Raw genomic sequence first — 25,769 nt, 5'->3', positions numbered from 1 at the left:
GCTTGTTGCTGGCTCGATGACGCTCGCGCGCCGCTCAGTCGCGGACCACGTCGGCCCAGCAATTCGGTGTCTCGTAGAGACGCACCTTGTGCAAACGCAGATTCACGCCGTAGTGCGCGTCGTAGACATTCGCGAGCAGTTCGAACGCGATCGCGGCGAGATTTTCAACGGTGGGGATGCGATCGAGCACGACGGTCTTGTGGCCCGGCATCGAATCCAGAAAGCCGCGCACCTGCGTGTCGCCTTCATAGACGAGAAACGCGTGATCCCACTTGTCGACGAGATGTTCGACGGCGAGCGACTTCACGTCCGCAAAGTCCATCACCATGCCGCGATCGGGCGCGCCTTCCGTTTCGACCAGATCGCCTTGCAGCGTGATTTCGAGCACATACCTGTGCCCGTGCAGATTGCGGCACTGGCTGCGGTGATCGGGGATGCGGTGGCCCGCGTCGAATTCGAGTTTTCGGGTAATCGTCAGCACGGCGAATCAGGGAATGTTCAGATACTTGTGGGTCTGCATCGACAGGCGCCATTGCGGATGGCGTTTGCACCAGTCGATCGCGAGTTTCGTGTTGATGTCGCGCGACGGGCCGTCCATGGGCTGGACGAGGAAATATTCGAAGTCGAGCGCCGCATATTCGGACAGACGCTGGTTGTCCTGCGGAATCACGACCTTCAGTTCGTTGCCTTTGGTGACCACCAGCGGTGCGTCCGCCTTCGGGCTCACGCAGATCCAGTCGATCGTCTCGAGCACTGGCAACGAGCCATTGGTCTCGATAGCAATCTCGAAACCAGCGGCGTGCAGCGCATCGACGAAAGGCTGATCCATCTGCAGCATCGGCTCGCCGCCGGTACAGACGACAAAACGCTCGCCTTCACCTTCGGGCCACTGCGAGGCGATCATCGCCACCAGGTCTGCGGCCGTGCGGTACTTGCCACCGTTCTCGCCGTCGGTGCCGACAAAGTCCGTGTCGCAGAAGCGGCACACCGCGTCCGCGCGGTCTTCCTCGCGCCCCGACCACAGATTGCAGCCGGCGAACCGGCAAAACACCGCCGGACGTCCGGCATTCGCGCCCTCGCCCTGCAATGTGTAGAAGATTTCCTTGACCGCGTACGTCATGCTGCTTTCTGCCTGGCGCCGCAGGGACGCCTGATTAAGGTTGCCGCCGCCCCATGCATCACCAGGTGGGCGGACGGATCAAACGGGTGCTTCAGTGACCTTCTCGCCGGCCAGATAGGCCTCGTAGCCGCGCTTGCGCAGACGGCACGCCGGACATTCGCCGCAGCCGAAACCCCACGCATGCAGTTCAGCCCGCTCGCCGAGGTAGCACGTATGCGTCTCGACGCGGATCAGCTCGACCAGTTCGTCGCCGCCCAGCTCATGAGCGAGACGCCACGTATCGGCCTTGTCGAGCCACATCAGCGGCGTTTCCAGCAGGAAGCGCTGATCCATGCCGAGGTTGAGCGCGACCTGCAGCGCTTTCATGGTGTCGTCGCGGCAATCGGGATAGCCCGAAAAGTCCGTCTCGCACATGCCGCCTACCAGCACCTGCAGACCGCGCCGATAGGCAATCGCCGCAGCGATCGTCATGAACATCAGGTTGCGGCCCGGCACGAAGGTGTTCGGCAAACCGTTGGCCGCCGCTTCGATCTGGATCTCGCGCGTCATCGCGGTATCGCTAATCGAACCGAGCACCGACAGGTCGATCATGTGATCGTCGCCGAGGCGATCGCCCCACGCCGGAACGGCCCGCACGACAGCGTCGCGAAAGCCCTCACGGCACTCCAGTTCGACCCGATGCCGCTGCCCGTAATCGAAGCCGAGCGTCTCGACCGTTTCGTATCGTTCGAGCGCCCAGGCGAGGCACGTGGCCGAGTCCTGACCGCCGGAAAACAGCACCAGAGCGCTACTCTTAGCGTCTTTACGGATCACCGTGAAACTCCGTGAATGATGAGTGCCACGTCGCGCTGCGCGGTGTGCGCCATGCAGCAACGCGGCGCGACGCGTGCCGGCGTGACAGCCGGCTCAAGCAGTATAGGCCGCGCCATCCTTGCCCAGAGTCGCTGGCGCTTATACCGCTGATCGTCGGACGCAGGGGTTCGTGCGCGATGCAGCAAGGCCCTTAAGCCCGTGCCAGATGCCACCCCTAAAAACAAAAGGACTTGTCAGACGAACGCGCAAGTCCTTGAACTGGCGCGATTTTATCACGCGCCGCACAACGCCGCCCCGAGCCCGTACCGCGTCCATTGCACCGGCTTAGCGTGGTCGCAGACCGTGCGACCGATACCCATCAGAAAAGGAAAAGCCCCAGGAATCTTGCGAGTTCCTGGGGCTGAATCCTGGTGGCCTGGGACGGAATCGAACCATCGACACGCGGATTTTCAATCCGCTGCTCTACCAACTGAGCTACCGGGCCAACGAAGAAGCGAGAGTATATCAAAGGGTCTTCTACCGCTCAAGCCCCCTTCCCAAAATTTTTGCCGAAGCGCCCGCCCAGCCTGCGACAGCGTCGGCCTTACTCCCCTTTGTTCTTGCCGAGATCGACGCCGAGCTGCTTCAGCTTGCGATACAGGTGTGTACGTTCGAGCCCCGTCTTTTCGGCCACGCGCGTCATGCTGCCGTTCTCGCGTGCGAGGTGATATTCGAAGTACGCACGCTCGAATGCGTCACGCGCGTCGCGCAGCGGAATGTCGAACGAGATCGATGCGGTTTGCGCGGCCAGCGTGCCGCTGCCGATGCCGTCGCTGGCGAGCGTCGGCAGCGAAGCGGCCGAGGCCACCGCAGACGGACTCGCCGGCTGGGCAGGCTTCGCCGCGGCGCCAGGTGCCGCAGGCGCCGGGTTGCCGCGCGCGAGCCCCTGTTCGACCGCCTTCAGCAGCTTCTGCAAAGCAATCGGCTTCTCGAGAAAGTTGAGCGCGCCGATCTTGGTGGCTTCGACTGCCGTGTCGATGGTGGCATGACCGGACATCATGATCACCGGCATCGTCAGTTGCCCCTGCGCGGCCCATTCTTTGAGCAGCGTGACGCCATCGGTGTCCGGCATCCAGATGTCGAGCAGCACCAGGTCGGGTGCCTGGCGCAGCCGGAACTCACGCGCTTCCTGCGCGTTCTCCGCTGCCTCGACGACGTGCCCTTCGTCGCTCAGGATCTCCGAGAGCAATTCCCGGATGCCCATTTCATCATCTACCACCAGGATGGTTGCCATTTACGCTGCCCTTGTCTGCACTGTTGCTTTTGTCATTCCCTGCGACGCGTTGCCATGCGCCGTTCGCGGCCCTGTCCCAGGTGCCGCAGCATCATCGTCTGCCAATTGAAGAAAGAGGATCGAAATCTGCGCACCCTCGATCACATCGCCTGCTTTCAAACGGTTGCGAATGTCGATACGCGCGCCGTGCTCGTCGACGATCTTCTTGACCATCGCGAGGCCGAGCCCTGTTCCTTTGGCCTTGGTCGTCACGTAAGGTTCGAATGCACGCGTCAGAATGCGTGCGGGGAAGCCCGGTCCGTTGTCCGATACGGTCAGACGCACCGCGACGCGCACTTTGCCTTCCGCGTCGGGATCGCCATATTCTACTGTCCTCGTCTCGAGCAGCACACGAGGATGCTCGATCTCCGATACCGCATCCTGCGCATTCTGCAGCAGGTTGTGGATCACCTGGCGCAATTGCGTCGCATCGCCGCGGATCACCGGCAACGTGGCCATCTCCACGTGAATCGCGCTCTTGCCTTCTTCGATGCCGTAAAGCGTGAGCACTTCGCTCACCAGTTCATTCAACTGCAGGTTCGCGAGCACCGCCGGCGGCGTGCGCGCGTAGTCGCGGAAGCTGTCCACCATCTGCTTCATCGCCGCCACCTGATTGACGATGGTGGTCGCGCCGCGCTTGAGCACGTCGGCGTCGGACGGCGCGAGCTTGTCCGCCAGCTTCATCTGCAAACGCTCGGCCGACAACTGGATCGGCGTGAGCGGATTCTTGATTTCGTGCGCAAGACGCCGCGCCACCTCGCCCCAGGCGATCGAGCGCTGCGCCGAGATCACGTCGGAGATGTCGTCGAACACCACCACGTAGCCGGAGGTCTGCATGTCTTCCGCATCGCGGTCAGTGGCCGAGACGAGACGCGCGCCGCGCACCAGCAATGTCAGCGGTTCCGTTTCGCCGGGAACCTGCACCGAGAACTGCTGCTGCCAGTGGCCGCGGTCGTCGTGACCGTCGCCACTGGCGGCTTCGCGATCGGCAAAGGCCTTGCGCACCATCGCGCCGAAATCGCTCAGCACGGTGATGCGGTCGAGCGCGGCACCGAGCGCCGACTGGAACTGCTGACGGAAGATCCGCTCGGCACCACGATTCGCGGTGGTAAGCCGGAACTGCCGGTCGAATACGAACACGCCCGCGGTCAGGTTGGCGAGAATACTCTCGAGATACGCCTTCGAATGCTCGAGTGCGATCCGGTTGTTTTCCACCGCCGCGCGCGCCTCGGAAAGCTGTCGCGTCATCGCATTGAACGACTGCGTCAGGAAGCCGAGTTCGTCACGCGACTTGATTTCGCGTTTCGGCGTGTAGTCACCCTCGGTCACTTCCTTCGTCCCCTGCGCAAGCAGAAACAGCGGTCGCGCAAGCTGATTGCCGAGCGCGAGCGCAAGCATCATGGCGATGAACGTCGCGAGGAACAGCGCGAGCGTCAGCGTGCCGATGTACATCTTGCGCAGACCCGTGCGGCCCAGCGCCTTCTCCTGGTACTCGCGATACGCGCGCTGCACCGCATCCGCATTGCGCGCGAGCGACGGCGACACCGGCTGCGTCAGTTGCAAAAAGCGCTCAGTGGGCTGCAGAAGCGACGCGTTCGAATCAGGAATGCGCTGCACGATCCGCAGTCGCAACGCGCCCTTGCCACCATTCGCGTTTGGATCGCCATCTACTTCGCCTTCGATCGCGGCAAAACCGCGGCCACGAGCCTGATCGATCATCATCGGTGTCGGCAGATCGTTGGGGACGAGCGTCACGGAGTTGCCCGATGCCTCCGCCACCACGTTCATGCCGCTCATGCCGCGCCCCGGCTCGAGGATCATCGCGTCCTGCACGCCGAACTGGTCACGCAGACGCAGCAGCGTCAACGTCGTTCCCGCAGCATCTGCACTGGCAAGCTGTTCCGCCATCAGGCGACCCTTGGTCTGCAGATCCGAGAGCGACGCGTCTAGCATGCCGCGCCCGAGATTTAGCCCCGAGGTCAGCGCCGTCTCGACGTTCACATCGAACCACGACTCGATACTGCGCGAGACGAACTGATACGACACGATGTAAATGATGCCGCCCGGCACCACGCCGACCAGCGCCATGAAGAACGCCAGCTTCGCCAATAGCCGCGTGCCGAATTTACCCTTGCGCAGCCGGTAGATGATGATCAGGACGAGCGCCGTCACAACCATCAGGAAGATCAGCGCTACTGCAACGTTGGCCGCGTACAGCCATTGATAGTAACGGTCGAAAAACTCGGTGTTCGCACTCGCCGCAGCGAGCAACACCAGTAGCAGGACGGCCGTGACCGCCACCGTCGACACCAGCACGCGCACGACGATGCTGCTGACGCTGGCGGTACCGCGTACTTTATTTAGCACGTTCGGTCACCGTGAAAGTAAAACGCTTCCAGTCGGAAGAGAGATTCCAGTCGCGGTTGTTCACAGCGTCGATCTGGAATGGCTTGGGCATCAGTGCGATGTCGAGCTGCATGCGCACGGACGCGGTATAGGTTTCGCCGTTCTGCACCTGATTGCGATCGATCACATGCCACGAGGTGACATGCTGGATCACCGCCAGCGCGTCTTTCAGCGTGCTGAAGCCGAGCTGCAGGCCGCCGGTCGACACGCGGTACTCGCGCGTAAGCGGCTGAAACGACAGCCGGATGCTCTGCGACACGCTCACCGGTTGCTCGTCGAACCAGTACCAGCGCGGCCGGCTCAGTTCGAAATCGGTCGTGAAGTAGAGCGGGATGCCTTTGTTGACGGCATCTTCGAGGTTGCTGTTGAGTTCGAAGTCAAACCGCGCATCGAGGCTCCAGCCGCCGCCATCCGACTGCAGCGACGCGCGCTGTACCGCGATCGAATCGGCGTACGCCGCGTCCGGCGCGCTCAGCCAAAAGGCCAGCACAATCCAGAGCACGGCCACGAGCCGAAGCGGAAAAAGGCGTTTGATGGTCACCGTTTCTGAAAGCGCGCGTAGAAAAATCCGTCGTGATCTGGGTTCGAGCCGGCGTCCGGTTCAGCACGGGAACCGTCCGGAGCGCCGGCAGGCGCGCGGGCCGCTTTGGGCAGCAGTTGCCCCGGCGCGTCCAATCGTACCGCATCCTGGTACTTGTCTCCAAACCACTGCGCCTGCAATTCACCCTCATCGGGAAAGATCGAGCACGTAACGTAAAGCAACTCCCCGCCTGGCTTCACCAGCGGCCAGAGCGCCGCCAGAATGCGCCGTTGTTCGGCGACGAGCGCCGGGATATCGGAGGCGCGGCGCAACCAGCGGATGTCCGGATGGCGTCGGACGATGCCCGAGGCCGAACACGGCACGTCGACCAGAATGCGGTCGAAGGGGCGGTCGAGCGGGTCGTGCCACTTCGCCGGAGCGCCGGCGTCGCCGATGCGCACCTCGGCGTTCAGCCCGAGCCGTTGCAGGTTCTCGCCGATACGCCGTGCGCGGCTCGCGTCGCTTTCAAGCGCGATCAGTTCGAGGTTGGCCAGCTCGAGCAGATGGCCGGTCTTGCCGCCGGGCGCCGCGCAGGCGTCCAGCACGCGCATGCCATCGCGCGCGCCGAGCCACTCGGCGGCGAGTTGCGCGCCGGCGTCCTGGACTGAGACCACGCCATCGTCAAAGCCGGGGATGCGGTCGACCGGCATTGGCGTCGCGAGACGCACCGCGTGGTCGCCCAAGCGGATGGCGTCGATATGGTGGTTTTGCAAGACCTGCAGATAGGCGTCGACCGTCGAGTGGCGCGCGTTGACTCGCAGCGTCAGCGGTCCCTGCGTGTTGCCAGTTGCGAGCACGTCTTGCCAGTTGTCGGGCCACGCTTTGCGTACCGCGTCGATCCACCAGGCCGGGTAGTTCCAGCGCGCGACTTCATCGTCCTGGGCTGCAGCGAGGAGCGCTTCCCGCTCGCGCAGGAAACTGCGCAGCACGGCGTTGACGAGACCCTTCGCGAACGAGAACTCGCGGCGCGCGGCAATTGCGTTGACGGCCTGATCGACGACGGTGAACGGGGCGTAAGCTGCTGTTTCTTCAGCGTCTACGAGCAAGGCGAGTGCGCAGGCGAGCAGATTGGCGACGTGCGGCGGCGGCGCCTTGCGCACTAACCTCGCAATCAGCCAGTCAGCCGTTGCCAGGCGGCGCATGGTCCGGTACGAGATGTCCTGCACCGCGCCGCGTGCTGCGGCGGCGCCGCCTTCAGGAGCCGACACGAAGACCGACTGCAGCGCGGCGGGAAGCGCCGAGCCGAGTCGCACCGCGCCCACGGCCTGGGCCGCGCAGTCGAGCGCAAAACCCAGCGATTCTGGCGCGAGATGCAGGGCCGACAGGCGCGATTCGCGAGGACGCGGCGAAGGCGAAACAGGACGCGTGGAAGGCTTTGAAGTCATGAACCAGGGCAAAGGCAGGCCGCACGGTGCGCGCGGCGCAAACAGCGGACATTGTAGCTTGGCGCGGTCGGTGGGCCGGTTGGGGGCGCACGGCGGCGGGCGCGCGATGGGACTGGCTTGATGCGTGGAGTCTTGATCTGCTAATGAAAAAGGCGAGCCCGTTGGAACTCGCCCTTCTCGGTCGTTGCCCGGCTTGTTGCTCTGCAGCCGTCAACGGGTGCCGGTTGGCGCTCGTGCACGCCTTGCGCGACGCGGCTTATTCGAAGCGCCCCGTGCGCGCCATTTCCATCAGCCTTGCGATCCGCTCGTCGGTGGACGGGTGGGTCGAAAACAGGCTGGCCATGCCGCCGCCCGCGAGCGGATTCATGATCATCATCTGTGCGGTCGACGGGTGTGCTTCGGCCGTCGGGAACGGAATGCCGCTCGCGTAACGATGGATCTTGTCGAGCGCCGATGCCAATGCCTGCGGGTCGCCGGAAATCTGCGCGCCACCGCGATCCGCTTCGAACTCGCGAGCACGGGAAATAGCCATCTGGATCAACGCGCCGGCGATTGGCGCGAGCAGCGCCACCGCGATGCTCGCGATCGGGTTCGCCGGACGGCCGTTTTCGTCGCGGCCGCCGAAAAACATCGCGAAGTTCGCCAACGCTGAGATCGCACCCGCCATCGTCGCCGAGACGGTTGAGATCAGGATGTCGCGGTGTTTGACGTGCGCGAGTTCGTGCGCCATGACGCCGCGCATCTCGCGCTCGGACAGCACGCGTAGGATGCCGGTGGTCGCCGCGACCGCCGCATGCTCCGGATTGCGTCCAGTGGCAAACGCGTTCGGCGCGTCTTCGTTGATCAGGTAGACGCGCGGCATGGGCAGACTGGCGCGCGTGGCAAGTTCGCGCACCATCCGGTAGAACTGCGGCGCGCTGGTTTCGTCGACCTCCTGCGCGTTGTACATGCGCAGGACCATCTTGTCGGAAAACCAGTACGAGAAGAAGTTCATGCCGAGCGCGATCACGAACGCGATCATCACGCCGCGCGAGCCGCCGATCATTCCGCCGATCACGATAAAGAGGGCCGTGATCGCGGCCATCAACATCGCGGTTTTGACCCAGTTAAACATGTTCACCACTCCTTGCGCCGAATGCGGGTTCATATCCACTGCCGCCTGATGGCAGTGCTTTCATTGTAAGCTTATTGTTAGATATGGACGGGCAAGGAAAATTCAATCACCGCGAAGCCGTAGCGAGCTTGAGCCCTAGTCCAACAAACGCACTGCCGACACCCCGATCCAGCCAACGCTTCATGGCCGGCTTGCCGGAAAAACGCTGCGTGACGCTGCCCGCAATGTAGGCGACAAAGCTGTTCCACACCATGCTCATCAGCACGAACACCGCGCCGAGCGTGAGGAACGCCAAGGCTTTGTGATCGCTGCCCGTGGTCACGAACTGCGGGAAAAACGATACGAAGAACAGCACCACTTTCGGGTTCAGGACGTTGGTCCAGAAGCCCTGCAGAAACAGTTGCCGCAACGACTTCGGCGCGCCGGCCGCACGCGCCGCTCCAGCCGCACCCGTCGTGTCAACGGTAGCGGGCTTGGTGAAAATCAGCCGCACGCCGAGATACATCAGGTACAGCGCGCCGACGAACTTGATCACCGTGAACGCAGTTGCCGACGCGGCCAGCAGCGCGGTCAACCCGAACGCGCAGGCAAGCGAGTGCACGCAGCAGCCCGCGGAAATACCCAGCGCCGACGTCAGGCCCGCGCCGCGCCCTTGGGCAACACTGCGCCCGACGATATACGCCGTATCCGGCCCGGGCGTGACGTTGAGCAGGAAAACGGCAACGACGAAAAATCCAAAATGGCTGATGCCGAACATCGAATCCTCAAGGTAAAAACGCAGGTGGCCTGTCGCGTCCTAGCTGTCCGCGGCTCGCCGACGCCTGGCGCGGGACGGCAGGTTTTGTGAGAGCTCGGAACGGGCACGTAATACCGATGATTCTAACGCGCCCGGACGTGCCGCGTGAGTCGGCCGAATGGCCTATGGAAAGCGCGCCGGAACGCCTGTTACTCTTATTCCGGCAACGCGAAACGCTGCCCGCGGGCAAGCGTGGAGCCGGCGAGAAATTCACGCACCGGCAGGCGCTTGCCGCCGGGCTTCTGCAGTTGCGTGAGGCACAACGCGCCCTCTCCGCAAGCTACGAGCACGCCTTCCGGCGAGACGTCGAGGATCGTGCCCGGTTCCGCATTGCCTTGGGCTTGAGTAGGCGCGGCGGCCCAGATCTTCAGCGAAGTGTCGTCGAGCGTCGCCACGCCACCCGGGAATGGATCGAACGCGCGCACCTGACGAGCCAGCACGGTAGCAGGACGCCGCCAGTCGAGCGCCGCTTCGTGCTTGGCGATTTTTTCGGCGTAGGTGAAGCCTTCCTCTGGCTGCGGTGTGGCTACGAGCTTGCCGCTGCGTTCGAGTTCGGCCAGCGCCTCGACGACTAGCCGTGCACCTGCTTCCGCCAGACGGTCATGCAGTGTGGCGGTGGTGTCGTCGTCGTGAATCGGGGTACGGGTCTCCGAGATCATCGCGCCGGTATCGAGGCCCACATCCATCTGCATCAACGTGATGCCGGTTTCGGTGTCGCCCGCTTCGATGGCGCGGTGGATCGGCGCCGCGCCGCGCCAGCGCGGCAGCAACGAAGCGTGAATGTTGATGCAACCGTGCGGCGCGATGTCCAGCACTTCCTGCGGCAATATCAGCCCGTAGGCCGCGACCACCATCACGTCATGCGGCGTGGCGCGCAGCAGGTCGATGGCGGCAATCGCTTCAGCCGGGTATTTGCCGTTCCTGCGCAGCGAAGGCGGTTGCGCAACGCTCAGACCGTGCTCCTCGGCGTAACGCTTGACCGGGCTAGCCTGCAGTTTCATACCGCGGCCGGCCGGGCGATCGGGCTGTGTCAACACGAGCGGCACCGGAAAACCGGCTTCGTGGATGGCGGCCAGCGCCGCCGCAGCGAACTCCGGCGTACCGGCAAAGATGACGCGCAACGAATGGCTCATGTACAGGGGCGGTAGTCGGAATGAACGCGCATTACATCGCGTGTGCGAGCTTCTTCATCTTGCTCTTGATGCGAGTCTGCTTGAGCGACGACAGGTACTCGACGAACACGCGCCCCATCAGGTGATCCATCTCGTGCTGGATACACACCGCGAGCAGTCCTTCGCAGTCCAGCTCGTAGGTCTCGCCCTTCTCATTGAGCGCACGCACGCGCACTTTCTCAGCACGTTCGACGTTGTCGTAGATGCCGGGCACCGACAGGCAACCTTCTTCGTTGATCTTCTTCTCGTCGCTCGACCAGATGATCTCGGGATTGATGAACACATGCAGTTCGTCGTGCGTGTCGGATACGTCGATCACGACAACGCGCTCGTGTACGTCCACCTGCGTGGCCGCGAGCCCAACGCCGGGTGCCGCGTACATTGTCTCGGCCATATCTGCGACCAGTCTGCGGATGCGTTCGTTGACCGCTTCGACTGGTTTGGCGATCTTGTGCAGGCGCTTGTCCGGGTAATTGATGATGTTCAGTAAAGCCATGATCTTGAAGTTAGTTTTAGGCGCCGCCGACGGGCGGAAAGGTCAAACACTCGCGTCACTGGCCATTCGGCTAGCTTGTGGGAGCGTCGCGTTACGCAGAGGATAGGTGGTGTCGAACCGGTTCGATTCAACGCGCCAATCTTTGCGCAAACGACGAGCCCGCGCGGGTGGGCGCGGCGCTGTAGTGATTTCGGATGATGAAAATTTTAGCATGGCGCCCGCCTGCCCGCTGGCCGTGCTCAAGGATGGATAAGCAATGCAGACTCTCCCTACAGCAGATAACGAACTTGCCGCGTGGCTGCGCCTCTCGATGGCGCCCGGTCTGAGGCCCGGTGCGCTGCGCGCGATGTTGAACGCTTTCGGCCTGCCGGCCGCGATACTCGAACAGCCGTTTGCGCTACTCGCGGCCGCTACCGACGAGGCGTCCGCCCGTGCAGCACTCGCGCCGCCGGGCGCTGATTTCACGTGCTATCTGGACGCGGTGCTTGCCTGGCGCGAGCTGCCCGGCAATGCCATCGTGACGCTCGACGACCCGGCCTATCCGCCTGCCCTGTTGACGATGCCAGATCCTCCCGCGCTGCTATATATAAAAGGCAGGCTTGATCTGTTGCACGCGAAGGGCGTCGCGGTCGTCGGCAGCCGCAGTGCCACGCCGCAAGGCGTCGAAGACGCCGAGCGGTTCGCCCGCGCGCTCTCGGAGGCCGGGCTGGTGGTTGTGTCGGGGCTTGCTCTCGGCATCGACGGGGCGGCGCATCGTGGCGCGCTGACCGGTCGCGGCAGCACGATCGCCGTGATCGGCACCGGCGCTGATCTCGTCTATCCGGCCGCGCATCAGTTGCTCGCACGGCAGATCGCGGCCGAGGGAGTCATTGTTTCAGAATGGCCGCTCGGCACGCCTGCACGCGCAGCCAACTTCCCCCAGCGCAACCGGCTAATCGCAGGGCTGGTCGGTGGCGTGCTGATCGTCGAGGCTGCGATGCGCTCCGGGTCGCTCATCACCGCACGTCTCGCCAACGAAATGGGGCGCGACGTGTTCGCGCTGCCCGGCTCGATCCACGCGCCACTGTCGCGCGGATGCCACAGAATGCTGAAACAGGGCGCGAAACTGGTCGAGACGCCGGGGGAGATACTCGAAGAGCTTGGATTCGTCGCACCACCGCCGCCCAAAGGCGATGTCGCCGCCTTGTTCGAAAGTGGAAAGCAGTCACGGCAGACACCCACGCCCAAACCCGCCGCGGCCGTGACCGACGCCTCAGAGCTCGCTCCAGAGGCGCAAAAGCTCCTCGCGGCCCTCGGTTATGCGCCCGCGACGCTTGAAATACTTGCCGCCCGCACCGACATGCAGGAAGCAACATTACAAAGCGCCCTGCTGCAGCTCGAGTTGGCCGGCCATCTGACGGTTTTACCGGGCGGCCAGTTTGCCCGGGCGAGCCACGGCTGAGCGCAGGGTTAATCGCGGCAGAGTACGCGCCATGCTACATTCGCGCCAAAGCACCTGATACCAGTACGCAAGGAACCGACATGCCCGCGCTGAACCTCGACACCGACCAGGACCGGATCGCCGAGCGCGTCAACGACCACGAAACACTGTTCGTGGCGTGCCTGTGCGCGGAGTGGTGCGGAACCTGCCGGGAATACCGTGACGCGTTCGATCGGCTGGCGGACAAGCATCCGGAAATCTGTTTCGCATGGATTGACATCGAAACCCACGCTGACCGCTTCGACGACCTGGACGTAGAAAATTTTCCTACGATTCTGATAGAGGACGGCATCACTACGCGGTTTTTCGGCACCGTGCTGCCACAGGCGGCCATCGTCGACCGGATGCTGGCCGATCTGACCGCGTTGCCCGGCGTAACCGGCGCGCCGAAGCTGAGGCCAGCCCTGGCGGTGGCCTGAACGGCGCATTTTGACCCGCAGTCTTACGGCACGGGCGTTGCGAACAGTCTGCAGTGCGTCTGCCGCCGCTTGCCCAATAGATAGACACGCAATTATGATGGGCCGCTTTTTAAGGCACTTGACACGCCCCTTTCACGGCGTGTGCTATAAAGCGGTCGTTAATGGGTCGCAAACCTAGGGGTCGTAAGCCCAAGGCCTAAACCCGGATCTACCAACTCATATCCAGTCATGTCCAAAGCACTGATCATCGCCGAAAAGCCTTCCGTCGCGAATGACATCGCGCGGGCTTTGGGCGGTTTTACCAAGCATGACGAATACTATGAAAGTGACGATTACGTCCTTTCCTCGGCAGTCGGCCACTTGCTCGAAATCGCCGCGCCCGAAGAATACGAAGTCAAGCGCGGCAAGTGGAGCTTCGCCAATCTGCCCGTCATCCCCCCGCATTTCGACCTGAATCCGATCGCAAAAAGCGAATCGCGGCTCAAAGTGTTGACCAAGCTGCTCAAGCGCAAGGACGTCGAGCGCCTGATCAATGCATGTGACGCGGGGCGCGAAGGCGAGCTGATTTTCCGCCTGATCGCGCAGCACGCCAAAGCCAAACAGCCGGTCCAGCGTCTGTGGCTGCAATCAATGACCCCTGCGGCCATCCGCGACGGCTTTGCCCGTCTGCGTAGCGACGAAGAAATGCAACCGCTCGCGGACGCCGCACGGTGCCGCTCGGAGGCCGACTGGCTGGTCGGCATCAACGGCACGCGCGCCATGACGGCGTTCAACAGCAAGGGCGGCGGCTTCTTCCTGACCACGGTCGGTCGGGTGCAGACGCCGACGCTGTCGATCGTGGTTGAACGTGAAGAAAAGATTCGCCGCTTCGTGCCGCGCGACTATTGGGAAGTGAAAGCGGACTTCGTCTGCGCGGCTGGCTTCTATGAAGGCCGCTGGTTCGACCCGAAATTCAAGCGCGACGAGTTCGACCCGGAAAAGCGCGACTCGCGCCTCTGGGCGCTGCCCGCCGCCGAGACGATCGTCGCCGCCTGTCGCGGCCAGACCGGCACGGTCACGGAAGAATCCAAGCCGACCACGCAACTGTCGCCGGCGCTGTTCGACCTGACGAGTTTGCAGCGTGAGGCAAACGGCCGCTTTGGCTTCTCGGCCAAGAACACGTTGGGTCTGGCTCAGGCACTGTACGAACGGCACAAGGTGCTCACGTACCCGCGTACCGATGCGCGCGCGCTGCCCGAAGACTACATGGACACGGTCAAGCAGACGCTTGGCATGCTCAAAGAAAGCAACAACTACCTGCCGTTCGCCAAACAGGTGCTCGACAAGGGCTGGGTGAAGCCGAACAAGCGCATCTTCGATAACTCGAAGATCAGCGACCACTTCGCAATCATCCCCACCCTGCAGGCGCCCAAGAATCTGTCCGAGCCGGAGCAAAAGCTTTACGACCTCGTCGTGAAGCGCTTCCTGTCGGTGTTCTTCCCGGCCGCCGAATTCAAGGTGACGACGCGGATCACCGAAGTTGTCGGCCATCACTTCAAGACTGAAGGCAAGGTGCTGGTCGAACCGGGCTGGCTGCAGGTCTATGGCCGCGAGATCAGCGGTGAAGACGCCAATCTTGTGCCAGTCCAGAAGGACGAGAAGGTCAAGACCGACAAGATCGCCGCGCAACAACTGGTGACCAAACCACCGGCCCGCTACAACGAAGCCACGTTGCTGTCGGCTATGGAAGGCGCGGGCAAGCTGGTCGAGGACGACGAGTTGCGCGAGGCCATGGCTGCCAAGGGCCTCGGCACGCCGGCCACGCGCGCTGCGATCATCGAAGGTCTGCTTGGCGAGAAGTATCTGATCCGCGAAGGCCGTGACCTGATCCCGACCGCCAAGGCGTTCCAGTTGATGACGCTGCTGCGTGGGCTCGGCGTCAAGGAATTGACTGCGCCCGAGCTGACCGGCGAGTGGGAGTACAAACTCTCGCAAATGGAGCGCGGCAACCTGCATCGCGACGCGTTCATGCAGGAAATCGCCCGCATGACGCAGACCATCGTCAAGCGCGCGAAAGAGTACGACTCGGACACGATCCCCGGCGACTACGCCACGCTGGAAACGCCGTGTCCGAATTGCGGCGGTCAGGTGAAGGAAAACTACCGGCGCTTTGCGTGCTCGAAGTGCGAGTTTTCGATTTCGAAGATTCCCGGCGGGCGCCAATTCGAAATTCCGGAAGTGGAAGAACTGCTGCAGAACAAGACCATCGGACCGCTGTCGGGCTTCCGCAGCAAGATGGGGCGACCGTTCTCGGCAATCCTCAAGCTTTCGCTCGACGACGAGATCAAGAATTACAAGCTCGAATTCGACTTCGGCCAGGATTCCGGCGGCGAAGACGGTGAGGTCCCTGACTTCTCCGACCAGCAGCCGGTAGGCGCGTGCCCGAAGTGCAAGGCGCATGTGTTCGAGCACGGCATGAGCTACGTCTGCGAGAACTCGGTCGCCAATCCGAAGACTTGCGACTTCCGCTCTGGCAAGGTGATTCTGCAGCAGGAGATCACGCGCGAGCAGATGGGCAAGCTGCTGGAAGAAGGCCGCACCGATCTGCTGACGAACTTCAAGTCGTCGCGTACCGGCCGCAACTTCAAGGCGTTCCTCGTCAAGCAGAGCGACGGCAAGATCGGCTTCGAGTTCGAGAAGAAGGAGCCGTCAGCGAAGACTGCTGCCAAGACTGCAGCGACTGCTGCGGCTAAAGCAGCAGCCGGTACTGCGACGGAAACGGACGACGACGTAGTGGTGGCGGAGAAGGCTGCGCCGGCCAGGAAGGCGGCAGCGAAGAAAGCGCCGGCTACGAAAACGGCCGCGGCCAAGAAAGCGCCTGCAAAGAAGGCTCCGGCGCGCAAGACTGGCTCGTAAGCGCGTCCTGAGCACGGAGCAAGTACAAGCACGGCCGCACCGCTCAAAACTGCGATGAAGTCCGTGACGTAAGTCACCGCGCAGAAACTAAAAAGGCACAGTCTCCGCGAGGAGGCCGTGCCTTTTTCTTACCTACCGAGCCGACTCAAAGCGCATCTCAAAGCGGCGACAGGACCGCCGGCCGAGCCCGCGGTGAAGACGGCGTCTTGGACGGCAGCTTCGGCGAAATCTCGCTATCCAGCAACCGCGACAAGGGCTCCGCACCGTCGAACGCTTCCGGCGGCATCATCTCCGAATCCACGCCGGAAACCGAGACCGGCCATCCTTGACCGTCCTTGATCCACTGCTCACCGAGCAGGCTGTTCGGCGTCTGGCTGAAGTGCTCGACCAGATGGTCGATGAACGTACGCACCTTGGCCGGCAAATGGCGGCGGCTCGGGTACGCAATGTTGATCTCGACCTGCGGCAAGCGGTATTCGCCCAGCAGACGCACGAGCCGGCCACGCGTCATGTCGCGGCCAATCAGGTAGCTTGGCAAAATCGCAATGCCCATGCCGAGCAGCGAGAACTGACGCAGCATTTCCGTGTTGTTGGCGACGATCACGTTTGTCGGACGCACCCGTACTTCGCCGTCGGGCCCCGTAAAGACCCGCTCATCGCCCCAATACTCGGACGGCAATGACAGACACGGGTGCTCGAGCAGATGCTCCGGACGCGTCGGCGTGCCGTGTTTCTCTAGATACGCGGGCGTCGCGCACACCGTCATGCAGCCCGTGGTCAGACGCCGCGTGACGATGCTCGCGCTGCGCATCTGCCGCGCGATCACCACGCCCACGTCGAAACCTTCTTCAACCAGATCGACCTGACGGTCGACCAGCGTGACATCGGGAATCACTTTCGGATAGCGCTCGGCGTAGGTTTGCAACACCGGCGCCAGGTTATGCAGCCCGAACACCACCGGCGCAACAATGCGCAAGCTGCCAACCGGTTCGTGATTGCGCGCCACCACCATCTGCTCCACGTCTTCCAGTTCGTCGAGAATCTGGCGGGCGCGCTCCAGGTACACCTGACCCGACTCGGTCAGCGAAAGGCTGCGGGTTGTACGGTTGAGCAGACGGGTACCGAGACGGCCTTCGAGATCGGCTACGTGGCGAGTGGCCACAGCGTTGGAAATATCCATCGCGCTGGCTGCGCGGGCAAAACTGCCGAGATCCGCCACCCGGACGAAAACTCGCATTGATTGCAAATGATCCATAAGACAACTCCTGCCGTGTTACAGCTCCCTGACCAAACCAATGTGAGCAGTGAAGCGAACTGGGAATTCTCCTACGACTCCTGAATTCGTGCAGAAGTTGCTCAAGAACACGGTTTTTTATTAGGTTTCGTATCACCGTACTCCTTAGCGTAGTCGATGCGCATCGATTGTTCCTCTTGAAGAAACAATATGCTGCGGTGCATTGAGGACTATGTTTATTGCCGGAACAGCGAAAGCGCCGCGATAAGCGGTCTGAATTGGACTGAAATAGGGGCACGTGTGGTGGAAAATCAAGAAACCGCCCGAAGGCGGTCTTAGTACAGGAGTGAGCGCTCACATAATCAGGCGGTAAGTCGTTCCTCAAGCGCCGTTTTGGTGTCGCGCAACGCCGTTGGCAGGTTTTGCTGCAGTGTGTCGAACAATTCCGCGTGTAGGGCGAGTTCCGCACGCCACGCTGCGTCGTCAACCGAGATCACCTGTTCGAACTGCGCCTTGGTGAAATCGAGACCGCGCCAGTCGATGTCCTCGTAGTGCGGTGAGACGCCGAATGCATGTTCTTCGCCCTCCGCCACGCCTTCGATCCGGCCAACCATCCAGCCCAGCACGCGCATGTTCTCACCAAAGCCCGGCCAGACGAACTTGCCGTCCGTGCCTTTGCGGAACCAGTTCACGCAGAAGATTTTCGGCAATTTCGCGTTCAGTTGCTCAAGCCGCTCGCCGGTCTTCAGCCAGTGCGCGAAATAGTCGCTCATGTTGTAACCGCAAAACGGCAGCATCGCGAAAGGGTCACGCCGCACGACGCCTTGCTGTCCCGCAGCCGCTGCGGTCGTTTCCGAGCCCATCGTGGCCGCCATATAGACGCCTTCGACCCAGTTGCGCGCCTCGGTGACGAGCGGGACCGTGGTTGAGCGCCGTCCACCGAAGATGAATGCATCGATCGGCACGCCGGCCGGGTTTTCCCAATCCGCATCGATCGACGGGCATTGGGATGCCGGCGCCGTGAACCGCGCATTTGCATGCGCCGCCTTGCGGCCGGTCTCCTTCGCAATAGCTGGCGTCCAGTCTTTGCCCTGCCAATCCGTCAGATGCGCGGGCGCCTCGTCGCTCATGCCTTCCCACCAGACGTCACCATCGTCTGTCAGCGCCACGTTGGTGAAGATGACGTTTTCCTTCAGCGTCGCCATCGCATTGAAGTTAGTTTTCTCACTGGTGCCCGGCGCGACGCCGAAATAGCCAGCTTCAGGATTGATTGCGTAGAGGCGGCCGTCTTTGCCCGGCTTGATCCATGCAATGTCATCGCCGATGGTCGAGATTTTCCAGCCGTTCATACCGTCCGGCGGAATCAGCATCGCGAAGTTGGTCTTGCCGCAAGCGGACGGAAACGCTGCCGCCACGTGGTGCTTGCGCCCCTCCGGCGAGGTCACGCCGAGAATCAGCATGTGCTCGGCGAGCCAGCCTTCCGCGCGGCCCATCGTCGAGGCAATGCGCAGTGCGAAGCACTTTTTCCCAAGCAGGGCGTTACCACCGTAGCCTGAGCCGTAGCTCCAGATCTCGCGCTGTTCAGGGAAATGGACGATGTATTTGGTGTCGTTGCACGGCCAGGGCACGTCCTGCGCCCCGGCGGCGAGCGGTGCGCCCACCGAATGGACGCACGGTACGAAGTCGCCGTCAGTGCCGAGCACGTCGTACACCTCGCGGCCCATGCGCGTCATGATGCGCATGTTGGTGACCACATAAGGGCTGTCGCTCAGTTCGACGCCGATGTGAGCAATCGGGGAGCCGAGCGGACCCATCGAAAACGGCACCACATACATCGTTCGGCCGCGCATCGCGCCGTCGAACAGGCCGTCGAGCGTCGAGCGCATCTCCGCCGGGGCAATCCAGTTGTTGGTGGGGCCAGCATCTTCGCGACGCTGCGAGCAGATGAAAGTCCGGTCCTCGACACGCGCGACGTCCGACGGATCGGACCACGCAAGATAGGAATTCGGACGTTTGGCGGGGTTGAGTTTTCTGAGCGTGCCGGCCGCGACCATCTGCGCGCACAGACGGTCGTATTCTTCCTGCGAGCCGTCGCACCAGACGATCTGGTCTGGCCTGGTCAGCGCCGCGACGCGCTCCACCCAGTCGATCAGTTTGCGGTTTTTGACCCAGCCAGGCGCCTCAATGGCCGGAAGTCCTGCAAAGGCGGGATGATTCATCGAGCTGTCTCCGTTTCGTTTGTAAGCAAAAAGAAAAACGGTACAGGCCCAACGACGCTGCGTGCGAGAGGCGTCAATCCAGTTGCGCCGGCCAACCGGCGCACGATTGTGCAGGTCGTGATAGGCCATACAGCCTGTTGCGCTGCGCCGTCTGCAAGCAGCCCTCTGCAACCGTCTGTAAAGCGGCTTGCATCGACACGCAACAAACTGTTAAAAACGATCTCAATCTTGCCTTTGCGTGGTGATGCCATCTTCGCGGCACTTTCTACGATAAGGCATCCATCCAAACCAGCGTGTGACCTACCTCACATGGTGGGACAGCCAGCTTAACACTCCGTTCCGCACCGTCATGGTGCGTCGCAAAACACCAAGACTATGAAGATTGCCATCCTCGACGATTACCAGGACGCCGTTCGCAAGCTCGACTGCTTTCAATTGCTCGCCGACCATGACGTCAAGGTGTTCAACAACACCGTGCGTGGCCTGGGCCAACTGGCCAGCCGCCTGTCGGAAGTCGATGCCCTGGTGCTGATCCGCGAACGTACCCGCATCAACTCGCAACTGCTCGATAAACTCCCGCATCTGCGCATGATTAGCCAGACCGGCAAGGTGTCGAGCCATGTCGATCTGGCCGCCTGTACCGAACGCGGCATCGCCGTTCTGGAAGGCAGCGGTTCGCCGATCGCGCCGGCCGAACTGACCTGGGCTCTCATCATGGCTGCGCAGCGGCGCATCCCACAATACGTAGCAAACCTTAAGCAAGGAGCCTGGCAACAGTCAGGGCTGAAGACCTCGGCGCTACCGCCGAACTTTGGTCTGGGCCAGGTTCTGCGTGGTCAGACCGTCGGGATCTGGGGTTACGGCAAGATCGGCCGCCTGATTGCGGGATATGGCAAGGCGTTCGGTATGAATGTTCTGGTGTGGGGACGCGGCAGCACGCTCGAAGCGGCACGTGCCGATGGATACGGTGTCGCCGAAAGCCGCGAGGCGCTGTTCGAACAGAGCGATGTGCTGTCGTTGCATCTGCGTCTGCATGACGACACGCGTGGCATCGTCAAGCAGGAAGACCTGCTGCGGATGAAGCCGACTGCGTTGCTGGTGAATACGAGCCGGGCCGAACTGCTGGAAGAGAACGCGCTGGTCAATGCGCTGGCGCGCAACCGGCCTGGGATGGTGGCGATAGACGTCTACGAAAGCGAGCCGATTCTGCAGGGCTACAGCCTGCTGCGGATGGAAAACGTGATCTGCACGCCGCACATCGGGTATGTCGAGCGTGAGAGCTACGAGCTGTATTTCAGCGCGGCGTTCCAGAATATTCTGGCGTTCGACGCGGGCGATACGTCAAGCGTGGCGAATCCTGAGGCGTTGCAGGGTGGGCGCCGGCGGTAAGGGACGAGGCCGCGACCTTTGCGTTTGTACTGGTCTTGGCCGCCCAGCACCCTCCCGTCGCCGGCTTTGCCGTCAGATCAATCGTATAGCGCGGCTTCGAGCAACTGCGGCATGTGCTCGAGGAACTGCTCACCGTCCGCGCGGCCGAGGTTGTACGCGTGCTGCATCTGCGACGGGCTCGTGTAATCCCAACTGGAGATGGGCACTTTGCGCGAGGGCTGCACATACAGCCGCTGCTGGGCGCCGTGCGATACGACGAACATCTGCGGGCGCGGATAGAGGCGCGTGACCATCACCAGCACGTTGCCCGGCGTTTCATCGAGCGCGCCGACCGGCACGTTGTCGACCATCCCGCCATCGAGGACCGGCCGGCCGTTGCGCCGCAAGACCGGCGTGAAAGGCGGCGTCGACGACGATTGCAGAATCAGGTCCGCGAGATCCTCGACATTCGCGCAATCCTGCGCCCGCACGAATTCCGGGTGGAAACCAAGCGTCTGACCGAGCGTGGGATGCAGCGTCTTGCGGACGTATTTCTCGATGTTGTACGCGATCAGGCCCGCAGCGACCGCACTGCGTGCACCGAGCCAACGCGGCAGATGCGACACGCCGATACGGATCTCCGGCGCCTGCGCGAGTGACGCAAGCTTCTCGCCGTAGATGTCGAGGAGTGCCTTGCGATAGATCCGATAGTGAGGAAACACTGACTCGCGACGTAGCAGATTGCCCCAGTACGCGTTCCGGGTGTTGTGGCGCAGTGCGTCTTCGTAGTAGCGCATGACCCAGTCGGAATCGCGCGTGTAGAGCATGCATGCCGTGGCTGCGCCCGCCGAAATTCCGGTGATCACGCGCGGCCGGATCTTCAGTTCCGGCTGCACGATGTCCCAGAATCCCGCCTGCCACCAGCAGCGATTGCCACCGCCCGCGAATACAACCTGATCGAACATTCTTCGTTTTTCCCTGGAATCTGACGCGCGATGCTTAGGAGAGCAGCGCGTAGGTAGTAGTGGCGTGGACCGCCATCTTGCCGTCCTCGTCGAACAGTTCGACTTCGCCGAATACGAGGTTGCGGCCCATCCGCAACACGCGTGCTGTGATCAGCACGTCGCCCTTGCGCACTGCGCGCATGAAGCTGATGTTCAGTGAGACGGTGGTCATTGGCTTGAAGCCGTCGAGGGCGGCGGAAATGGCAACGATCATCGCCGTATCGGCGGCCGCCATAAAGACCTGGCCGCAGATCACGCCGCCGGAGTGGCGCAGCTCGCCGGAAAACGGCAGGCGCATCGTCGCACTTTCCTCGTCGACCTTCACGGGGGTCAGGGCAAGCGTGCGCACCCACGGCGCCAGCACGCGGTCGAGTAACTCTGCTATCGCTTTGTCGTCCATCGCTTATCCCCGTTGAACCGCGTGAGGCGTCGCGCGGCATGGTCTGGCAACATAATACCGGGACGGTAGAAAGTGCGCGTTTTTGGCATATCGTGGGCCCGGCGGTTAAGCAAACGACCGGCGTCACGAATTTTTTTAAGAAATCTGCTAAAGGGGCCTTGGCAACTTAAAAAAAGTCCTTCATAATTCGCAGTCTGTTGGGGGCGTTAGCTCAGTTGGTAGAGCAGCGGACTCTTAATCCGTAGGTCGAGTGTTCGAGTCACTCACGCCCCACCAAAGAAATTCAAGCAAAAAGCCCGGTCCTTGCGACCGGGCTTTTTGCTTTCTGAGACTCGTTGACACTGCGTGCCCACATACCCTGGGGCGCAACTCCACGACGACGTGCTCCAAGCCAGTCCACAAAACGAGCCTGTTGCCAACAGCGTTCCGCTTCGCCTGCAACGCTGCTCGCCCACCCTTCGCCAAAGCGCCGCCCCCCGTCGGATCGGAGTAACTCGCCCTCCAATTCCCCTTGCATCTTCGCAAAATACTGTATAAATTTACAGTATGTATGTTCATACAGGGGTAGAGCAATGAACCAGCTTATCCGCATCCTGAACGACGACGACCGCGAAACACTCGCCTGGCTGTGCAAGCATGCCGGCGACGCTCGGGTGGCTGCTGCAGCACGACATCTCGGAGGCAACGGAAAGCCGTACCTCTCCGCGGTATGCCGCTATCTCGGCGTGCGCCCGCCTATGCCACGCCAACGCTTTCGCCCTATCGAAGACTGCACGGTCGGCGACACCCATCTCGCCCAGATTCGCCAGTTGCTCGCACAGCGCTGCCCGCCCCAATCGAAACACCTTTGAAGCAAATGCATCGCCCCACGCTACAAGGAAAATAAGACCATGACCCATGCCACGGCCTTCGACGAAGATGTCCGAAACATCGATCCCATTGCCCTCGAACGCGCGCTCCGCAGCGCATCGCTCGACCTTCAGCAGGTCATTGTCACAGTCGCCAGGCGTCATCTGAATAGCGGTCGTCGCGCTTATCCGATCGGCAGTGGATTGCCGACCTGGCGCACCCTGCAGACGATCGACGAACAGGTGTTCGAGAATCCCGGCTTCCGGGCGAGGAATAAAGAGCACGTCCGGGAGATGTTCGTCCGTTTCGGCGACAGCCGTCTGGCCGGCTCGGATCTTGACGAGCCGGTCGACTGGAGACGCGACGATGACGATCTGCCCGTGGTTTATCTAACGGTCCGTGCGCTGATCCAGTCCGATTCGACGGACGGTGGTGGGTCGGACTAAGGGAAGCGGAAAACCCACAAGCCTCATTGCGCTTACCCAACGAGCATATCCCTACCAGAGATTAAGCACGCCCCTACCAAAGTCTTACCACGCATGTCCAAACGCATCACGCCGTTTCCGTACCGCTACTATCGGTAACAGACCGCGATCTAAAACCTCGCGGTGACAAAAAATGGCGTCAATTTTTCGATGAACGCGACACGGACAAGCTGGTGCAAACAATCAGAATCAAGATCATTTTCGCGTTCGGCGCGTGCGTTGTACTCATGGCTGCTATCGGCCTGTTTGGGATACTCGGGCTTTCCAGAGTCAATTCGAACGTCGCCAACGGATACGTTGGCAACACCGTTCCGATCTCCGATCTATCGGAAGTTCGCATAGCCCAACTTAATGTGCGCCTTATGCTAAGGCGCATTCAGGTATTCCACGATCCGGCCAGGACAGCGGAGTACGCCGCGGCAATCGCCACGTATTTTGAACAGCTCAATAAATCGTGGAATCACTACTATTCAAGCGGGATATCCAGCGACAAGGAACATGAGATCGCGGAGCGCATCAAGAACATGCTGCCGCGCTTCACGGCGTCAACGAACCAGGCCGTAGCTGCAGCTAGCGCAGGGAATTTCGATGCGGCTGGTACTGCAATCGAAGACGTTCTTGCGGTGTCAACGTCCATGAACAATGCTCTGGACGAGGACGCCGCACTCAATCTGGCTCAGGCCAAACAATTTGTCGACGACAGCGACGCCACCTTCGCGACTACGCGTTGGATCGCGATCGGTCTGCTCGTGGCCGGCATTGTTGTTGCCGTGGGAATATCCACCTACCTGCTGCGCACGATTCTGAATCCGCTCAACAGGGCGATTGACGTAGCGAACCATATCGCAAACGGTGAACTGGAAAATCGCGTCACCGTCGATTCGCGAGGCGAGTTTGGTCAGTTGCTCGAAGCATTGAGGAAAATGGACGGGAATCTCAGCGATACGGTTCGCGGGATTAAATCGTCTACGGCCTCGGTTGCTGTCGCGTCACGCGAAATCGCAAGCGGCAATACCGACCTCTCCGCGCGCACCGAACAACAGGCGGCGTCGCTTGAAGAAACCGCTGCCAGCATGGTGCAGTTGACGGAGACGGTAAAGCAGAACGCCGACAATGCGCGCCAGGCGAACACCCTCGCCATGCACGCGACCGATATAGCGGACACAGGCAACAATTCCGTTCAGGCCATGGTCGGGACGATCGATCAGATCAGCAGTAGCTCGAGCAAGATTTCCGACATTACCGGCGTCATCGAAAGCATTGCTTTCCAGACCAATATTCTTGCGCTGAATGCAGCGGTCGAAGCCGCACGCGCGGGCGAGCAGGGTCGCGGCTTTGCCGTGGTGGCTAGCGAGGTCCGCAGTCTGGCTCAGCGCTCGGCCGCCGCCGCGAAAGAAATCAAGGAATTGATCAGCTCGTCCGTGGCAACGATTCAGGACGGCGCCAGACAGGCCACGGAAGTCAGTGCAACGGTGCGCCAGGTCAAGCAGGCCATCCAGCAGGTCTCTGATCTCGTCGGCGAGATCGCTGCGGCGTCTGAAGAGCAAAGTCGCGGCATTGAGCAGGTGAACCAGGCAGTCGGCCAGATGGACGAAGTCACGCAACAGAACGCGGCGCTCGTCGAAGAGGCCGCTGCGGCGGCGCATTCCCTCGAAGAGCAGGCGAACAATCTGCAGGGGGCGGTGTCGGCGTTCAGGCTCGACGACCGTGAGTCCTCCGTGTCGCGCATGCCGGTTGCGGAGAACCGGCCACTCGTTCCCGTGCGGAAGATATCGAAGGCGCCCGCGAGGTTAAAAGCAATCCGGCAAGCGCCCGCAACCTCGCCAGCCGCTGAACCGCTTGCGCTACCGCACAAGTCAGATCCAACGTGGGAGGCGTTCTGATGAGCACAACCACGACGAACGTCACTGGTGAACTTCTGAGCGCCTACGCAAGTTTCGCCGTGTCGAACAGCAACGCGGTTTCCCGCATCGGCGCCCGCGCGATGGTGCTGTGCAGATTCTTTGACGCGACGTTGCCGCAACTGACTGCGGCGCAATGCGATGAGATCACACGGATATTCCGCCACGGCGTCAACGACACGATGTCGATCACCGACGACGTCGAAATGCCGTCGGCCTATCACACGGCGCTGCTGGAACAGACCAACGCACTTCTGGCTGCACTGGAAGAGCAAGGCAGCGCGCGACGATAGCGGTCGTCGGGAGTAAGCGCCGCCGTTC

Annotated in this window: 23 protein-coding genes and 2 tRNA genes; 9 read left to right on the top strand and 16 right to left on the bottom strand. The window is 61.9% G+C overall.

Features of this window, described 5'->3' with window-relative positions:
* Positions 1-34: 34 nt before the first annotated feature.
* The 12 genes from queD to def all read right to left on the bottom strand — a co-directional run bounded on the left by queD (position 35) and on the right by def (position 11,194).
* Positions 35-478, bottom strand: a complete 444-nt coding sequence (gene queD / locus P3T17_RS11365; RefSeq protein ID WP_429407195.1) for a 6-carboxytetrahydropterin synthase QueD — start codon at positions 476-478, stop codon at positions 35-37.
* A gap of 9 nt (positions 479-487) precedes the next feature.
* Positions 488-1,120 (bottom strand): 7-carboxy-7-deazaguanine synthase, encoded by a 633-nt coding sequence (queE, locus tag P3T17_RS11360; RefSeq protein ID WP_074263048.1) that lies wholly within the window; start codon positions 1,118-1,120, stop codon positions 488-490.
* Between the two features lie 78 nt (positions 1,121-1,198).
* Positions 1,199-1,933 (bottom strand): 7-cyano-7-deazaguanine synthase QueC, encoded by a 735-nt coding sequence (gene queC, locus P3T17_RS11355; RefSeq protein WP_429406713.1) that lies wholly within the window; start codon positions 1,931-1,933, stop codon positions 1,199-1,201.
* Between the two features lie 408 nt (positions 1,934-2,341).
* A tRNA-Phe gene (locus P3T17_RS11350) sits at positions 2,342-2,417 on the bottom strand.
* A 99-nt stretch (positions 2,418-2,516) separates the two neighbouring features.
* A complete protein-coding gene (gene esaR / locus P3T17_RS11345) occupies positions 2,517-3,206 on the bottom strand; it encodes a response regulator transcription factor EsaR (protein ID WP_429406711.1) in 690 nt (229 codons plus the stop codon).
* On the bottom strand, positions 3,207-5,612 hold the full coding sequence (locus tag P3T17_RS11340) for an ATP-binding protein (protein WP_429406709.1): 2,406 nt from the start codon (positions 5,610-5,612) through the stop codon (positions 3,207-3,209).
* Complete coding sequence (locus tag P3T17_RS11335; RefSeq protein ID WP_074265898.1) at positions 5,602-6,192, bottom strand: DUF4390 domain-containing protein; 591 nt, start codon at positions 6,190-6,192, stop codon at positions 5,602-5,604. The genes P3T17_RS11340 and P3T17_RS11335 overlap by 11 nt, the downstream gene beginning before the upstream one ends.
* Positions 6,189-7,616 carry a 16S rRNA (cytosine(967)-C(5))-methyltransferase RsmB gene (gene rsmB / locus P3T17_RS11330; protein ID WP_429406707.1) on the bottom strand — a complete coding sequence of 476 codons (1,428 nt, stop codon included), beginning with the start codon at positions 7,614-7,616 and terminating at the stop codon, positions 6,189-6,191. The genes P3T17_RS11335 and rsmB overlap by 4 nt, the downstream gene beginning before the upstream one ends.
* A gap of 256 nt (positions 7,617-7,872) precedes the next feature.
* A complete protein-coding gene (gene htpX, locus P3T17_RS11325; protein WP_429406705.1) occupies positions 7,873-8,730 on the bottom strand; it encodes a zinc metalloprotease HtpX in 858 nt (285 codons plus the stop codon).
* 106 nt (positions 8,731-8,836) lie between these two features.
* The gene (locus tag P3T17_RS11320) at positions 8,837-9,487 is read right to left on the bottom strand and encodes a LysE family translocator (RefSeq protein WP_074263043.1); all 651 of its coding nucleotides are present in this window, start codon (positions 9,485-9,487) and stop codon (positions 8,837-8,839) included.
* A gap of 194 nt (positions 9,488-9,681) precedes the next feature.
* The gene (gene fmt, locus P3T17_RS11315; RefSeq protein ID WP_429406703.1) at positions 9,682-10,659 is read right to left on the bottom strand and encodes a methionyl-tRNA formyltransferase; all 978 of its coding nucleotides are present in this window, start codon (positions 10,657-10,659) and stop codon (positions 9,682-9,684) included.
* A gap of 31 nt (positions 10,660-10,690) precedes the next feature.
* Positions 10,691-11,194, bottom strand: coding sequence for a peptide deformylase (def, locus tag P3T17_RS11310; protein ID WP_074263041.1), 504 nt, complete (start codon positions 11,192-11,194; stop codon positions 10,691-10,693).
* Between the two features lie 256 nt (positions 11,195-11,450).
* On the opposite strand from def, the gene dprA reads away from it, so the two are divergent.
* The 3 genes from dprA to P3T17_RS11295 all read left to right on the top strand — a co-directional run bounded on the left by dprA (position 11,451) and on the right by P3T17_RS11295 (position 15,988).
* Positions 11,451-12,635 (top strand): DNA-processing protein DprA, encoded by a 1,185-nt coding sequence (dprA, locus tag P3T17_RS11305; protein WP_429406701.1) that lies wholly within the window; start codon positions 11,451-11,453, stop codon positions 12,633-12,635.
* A gap of 80 nt (positions 12,636-12,715) precedes the next feature.
* Positions 12,716-13,093: a thioredoxin family protein gene (locus tag P3T17_RS11300; RefSeq protein ID WP_074263039.1), complete on the top strand. Its 378-nt coding sequence runs from the start codon at positions 12,716-12,718 to the stop codon at positions 13,091-13,093.
* Positions 13,094-13,321: 228 nt separating this feature from the next.
* Entirely contained in the window at positions 13,322-15,988 is a 2,667-nt protein-coding gene (locus P3T17_RS11295) for a DNA topoisomerase III (protein ID WP_074263038.1), read from the top strand.
* 157 nt (positions 15,989-16,145) lie between these two features.
* Here P3T17_RS11295 and P3T17_RS11290 read toward each other — a convergent pair whose 3' ends face one another.
* Positions 16,146-17,243 (bottom strand): LysR family transcriptional regulator, encoded by a 1,098-nt coding sequence (locus tag P3T17_RS11290; RefSeq protein WP_074263037.1) that lies wholly within the window; start codon positions 17,241-17,243, stop codon positions 16,146-16,148.
* A gap of 341 nt (positions 17,244-17,584) precedes the next feature.
* Positions 17,585-19,441, bottom strand: coding sequence for a phosphoenolpyruvate carboxykinase (GTP) (locus P3T17_RS11285; protein ID WP_429406699.1), 1,857 nt, complete (start codon positions 19,439-19,441; stop codon positions 17,585-17,587).
* 375 nt (positions 19,442-19,816) lie between these two features.
* Here P3T17_RS11285 and P3T17_RS11280 point away from each other — a divergent pair, with 375 nt between their 5' ends.
* Complete coding sequence (locus tag P3T17_RS11280; protein WP_429406697.1) at positions 19,817-20,830, top strand: D-2-hydroxyacid dehydrogenase family protein; 1,014 nt, start codon at positions 19,817-19,819, stop codon at positions 20,828-20,830.
* A 77-nt stretch (positions 20,831-20,907) separates the two neighbouring features.
* Here the strand turns inward: P3T17_RS11280 and P3T17_RS11275 are convergent, their stop codons facing one another.
* Positions 20,908-21,774, bottom strand: coding sequence for a patatin-like phospholipase family protein (locus P3T17_RS11275; protein ID WP_429406695.1), 867 nt, complete (start codon positions 21,772-21,774; stop codon positions 20,908-20,910).
* 34 nt (positions 21,775-21,808) lie between these two features.
* Positions 21,809-22,213 (bottom strand): PaaI family thioesterase, encoded by a 405-nt coding sequence (locus tag P3T17_RS11270; RefSeq protein ID WP_074263033.1) that lies wholly within the window; start codon positions 22,211-22,213, stop codon positions 21,809-21,811.
* Positions 22,214-22,413: 200 nt separating this feature from the next.
* On the opposite strand from P3T17_RS11270, the gene P3T17_RS11265 reads away from it, so the two are divergent.
* The 5 genes from P3T17_RS11265 to P3T17_RS11245 all read left to right on the top strand — a co-directional run bounded on the left by P3T17_RS11265 (position 22,414) and on the right by P3T17_RS11245 (position 25,741).
* A tRNA-Lys gene (locus P3T17_RS11265) sits at positions 22,414-22,489 on the top strand.
* 296 nt (positions 22,490-22,785) lie between these two features.
* Positions 22,786-23,064, top strand: a complete 279-nt coding sequence (locus P3T17_RS11260) for a hypothetical protein (RefSeq protein ID WP_074263022.1) — start codon at positions 22,786-22,788, stop codon at positions 23,062-23,064.
* A 39-nt stretch (positions 23,065-23,103) separates the two neighbouring features.
* Positions 23,104-23,508 (top strand): DUF2471 domain-containing protein, encoded by a 405-nt coding sequence (locus P3T17_RS11255; RefSeq protein WP_429406693.1) that lies wholly within the window; start codon positions 23,104-23,106, stop codon positions 23,506-23,508.
* Between the two features lie 209 nt (positions 23,509-23,717).
* Positions 23,718-25,430: a methyl-accepting chemotaxis protein gene (locus tag P3T17_RS11250; protein WP_429407193.1), complete on the top strand. Its 1,713-nt coding sequence runs from the start codon at positions 23,718-23,720 to the stop codon at positions 25,428-25,430.
* On the top strand, positions 25,430-25,741 hold the full coding sequence (locus P3T17_RS11245) for a hypothetical protein (protein WP_254368739.1): 312 nt from the start codon (positions 25,430-25,432) through the stop codon (positions 25,739-25,741). Before P3T17_RS11250 ends, P3T17_RS11245 begins: the two co-directional genes overlap by 1 nt.
* Positions 25,742-25,769: the final 28 nt, after the last annotated feature.

The organism is Paraburkholderia sp. GAS82 (assembly GCF_050436285.1).
Taxonomy (GTDB): domain Bacteria; phylum Pseudomonadota; class Gammaproteobacteria; order Burkholderiales; family Burkholderiaceae; genus Paraburkholderia; species Paraburkholderia phenazinium_B.
The sequence above is the reverse complement of the archived record's forward strand: the minus strand, read 5'-3'. Positions and strand labels throughout refer to the sequence as shown.

What these genes read in the sequence shown, in the direction of transcription:
- P3T17_RS11285 (WP_429406699.1), bottom strand. Translation starts at nt 19,441, where the DNA reads ATGAATCATCCCGCCTTTGCAGGACTTCCGGCCATTGAGGCGCCTGGC.
- queE (WP_074263048.1), bottom strand. Translation starts at nt 1,120, where the DNA reads ATGACGTACGCGGTCAAGGAAATCTTCTACACATTGCAGGGCGAGGGC.
- P3T17_RS11280 (WP_429406697.1), top strand. Translation starts at nt 19,817, where the DNA reads ATGAAGATTGCCATCCTCGACGATTACCAGGACGCCGTTCGCAAGCTC.
- def (WP_074263041.1), bottom strand. Translation starts at nt 11,194, where the DNA reads ATGGCTTTACTGAACATCATCAATTACCCGGACAAGCGCCTGCACAAG.
- P3T17_RS11300 (WP_074263039.1), top strand. Translation starts at nt 12,716, where the DNA reads ATGCCCGCGCTGAACCTCGACACCGACCAGGACCGGATCGCCGAGCGC.
- dprA (WP_429406701.1), top strand. Translation starts at nt 11,451, where the DNA reads ATGCAGACTCTCCCTACAGCAGATAACGAACTTGCCGCGTGGCTGCGC.
- htpX (WP_429406705.1), bottom strand. Translation starts at nt 8,730, where the DNA reads ATGTTTAACTGGGTCAAAACCGCGATGTTGATGGCCGCGATCACGGCC.
- P3T17_RS11260 (WP_074263022.1), top strand. Translation starts at nt 22,786, where the DNA reads ATGAACCAGCTTATCCGCATCCTGAACGACGACGACCGCGAAACACTC.
- P3T17_RS11320 (WP_074263043.1), bottom strand. Translation starts at nt 9,487, where the DNA reads ATGTTCGGCATCAGCCATTTTGGATTTTTCGTCGTTGCCGTTTTCCTG.
- rsmB (WP_429406707.1), bottom strand. Translation starts at nt 7,616, where the DNA reads ATGACTTCAAAGCCTTCCACGCGTCCTGTTTCGCCTTCGCCGCGTCCT.
- P3T17_RS11270 (WP_074263033.1), bottom strand. Translation starts at nt 22,213, where the DNA reads ATGGACGACAAAGCGATAGCAGAGTTACTCGACCGCGTGCTGGCGCCG.
- P3T17_RS11245 (WP_254368739.1), top strand. Translation starts at nt 25,430, where the DNA reads ATGAGCACAACCACGACGAACGTCACTGGTGAACTTCTGAGCGCCTAC.
- P3T17_RS11290 (WP_074263037.1), bottom strand. Translation starts at nt 17,243, where the DNA reads ATGGATCATTTGCAATCAATGCGAGTTTTCGTCCGGGTGGCGGATCTC.
- esaR (WP_429406711.1), bottom strand. Translation starts at nt 3,206, where the DNA reads ATGGCAACCATCCTGGTGGTAGATGATGAAATGGGCATCCGGGAATTG.
- P3T17_RS11255 (WP_429406693.1), top strand. Translation starts at nt 23,104, where the DNA reads ATGACCCATGCCACGGCCTTCGACGAAGATGTCCGAAACATCGATCCC.
- P3T17_RS11275 (WP_429406695.1), bottom strand. Translation starts at nt 21,774, where the DNA reads ATGTTCGATCAGGTTGTATTCGCGGGCGGTGGCAATCGCTGCTGGTGG.
- fmt (WP_429406703.1), bottom strand. Translation starts at nt 10,659, where the DNA reads ATGAGCCATTCGTTGCGCGTCATCTTTGCCGGTACGCCGGAGTTCGCT.
- P3T17_RS11295 (WP_074263038.1), top strand. Translation starts at nt 13,322, where the DNA reads ATGTCCAAAGCACTGATCATCGCCGAAAAGCCTTCCGTCGCGAATGAC.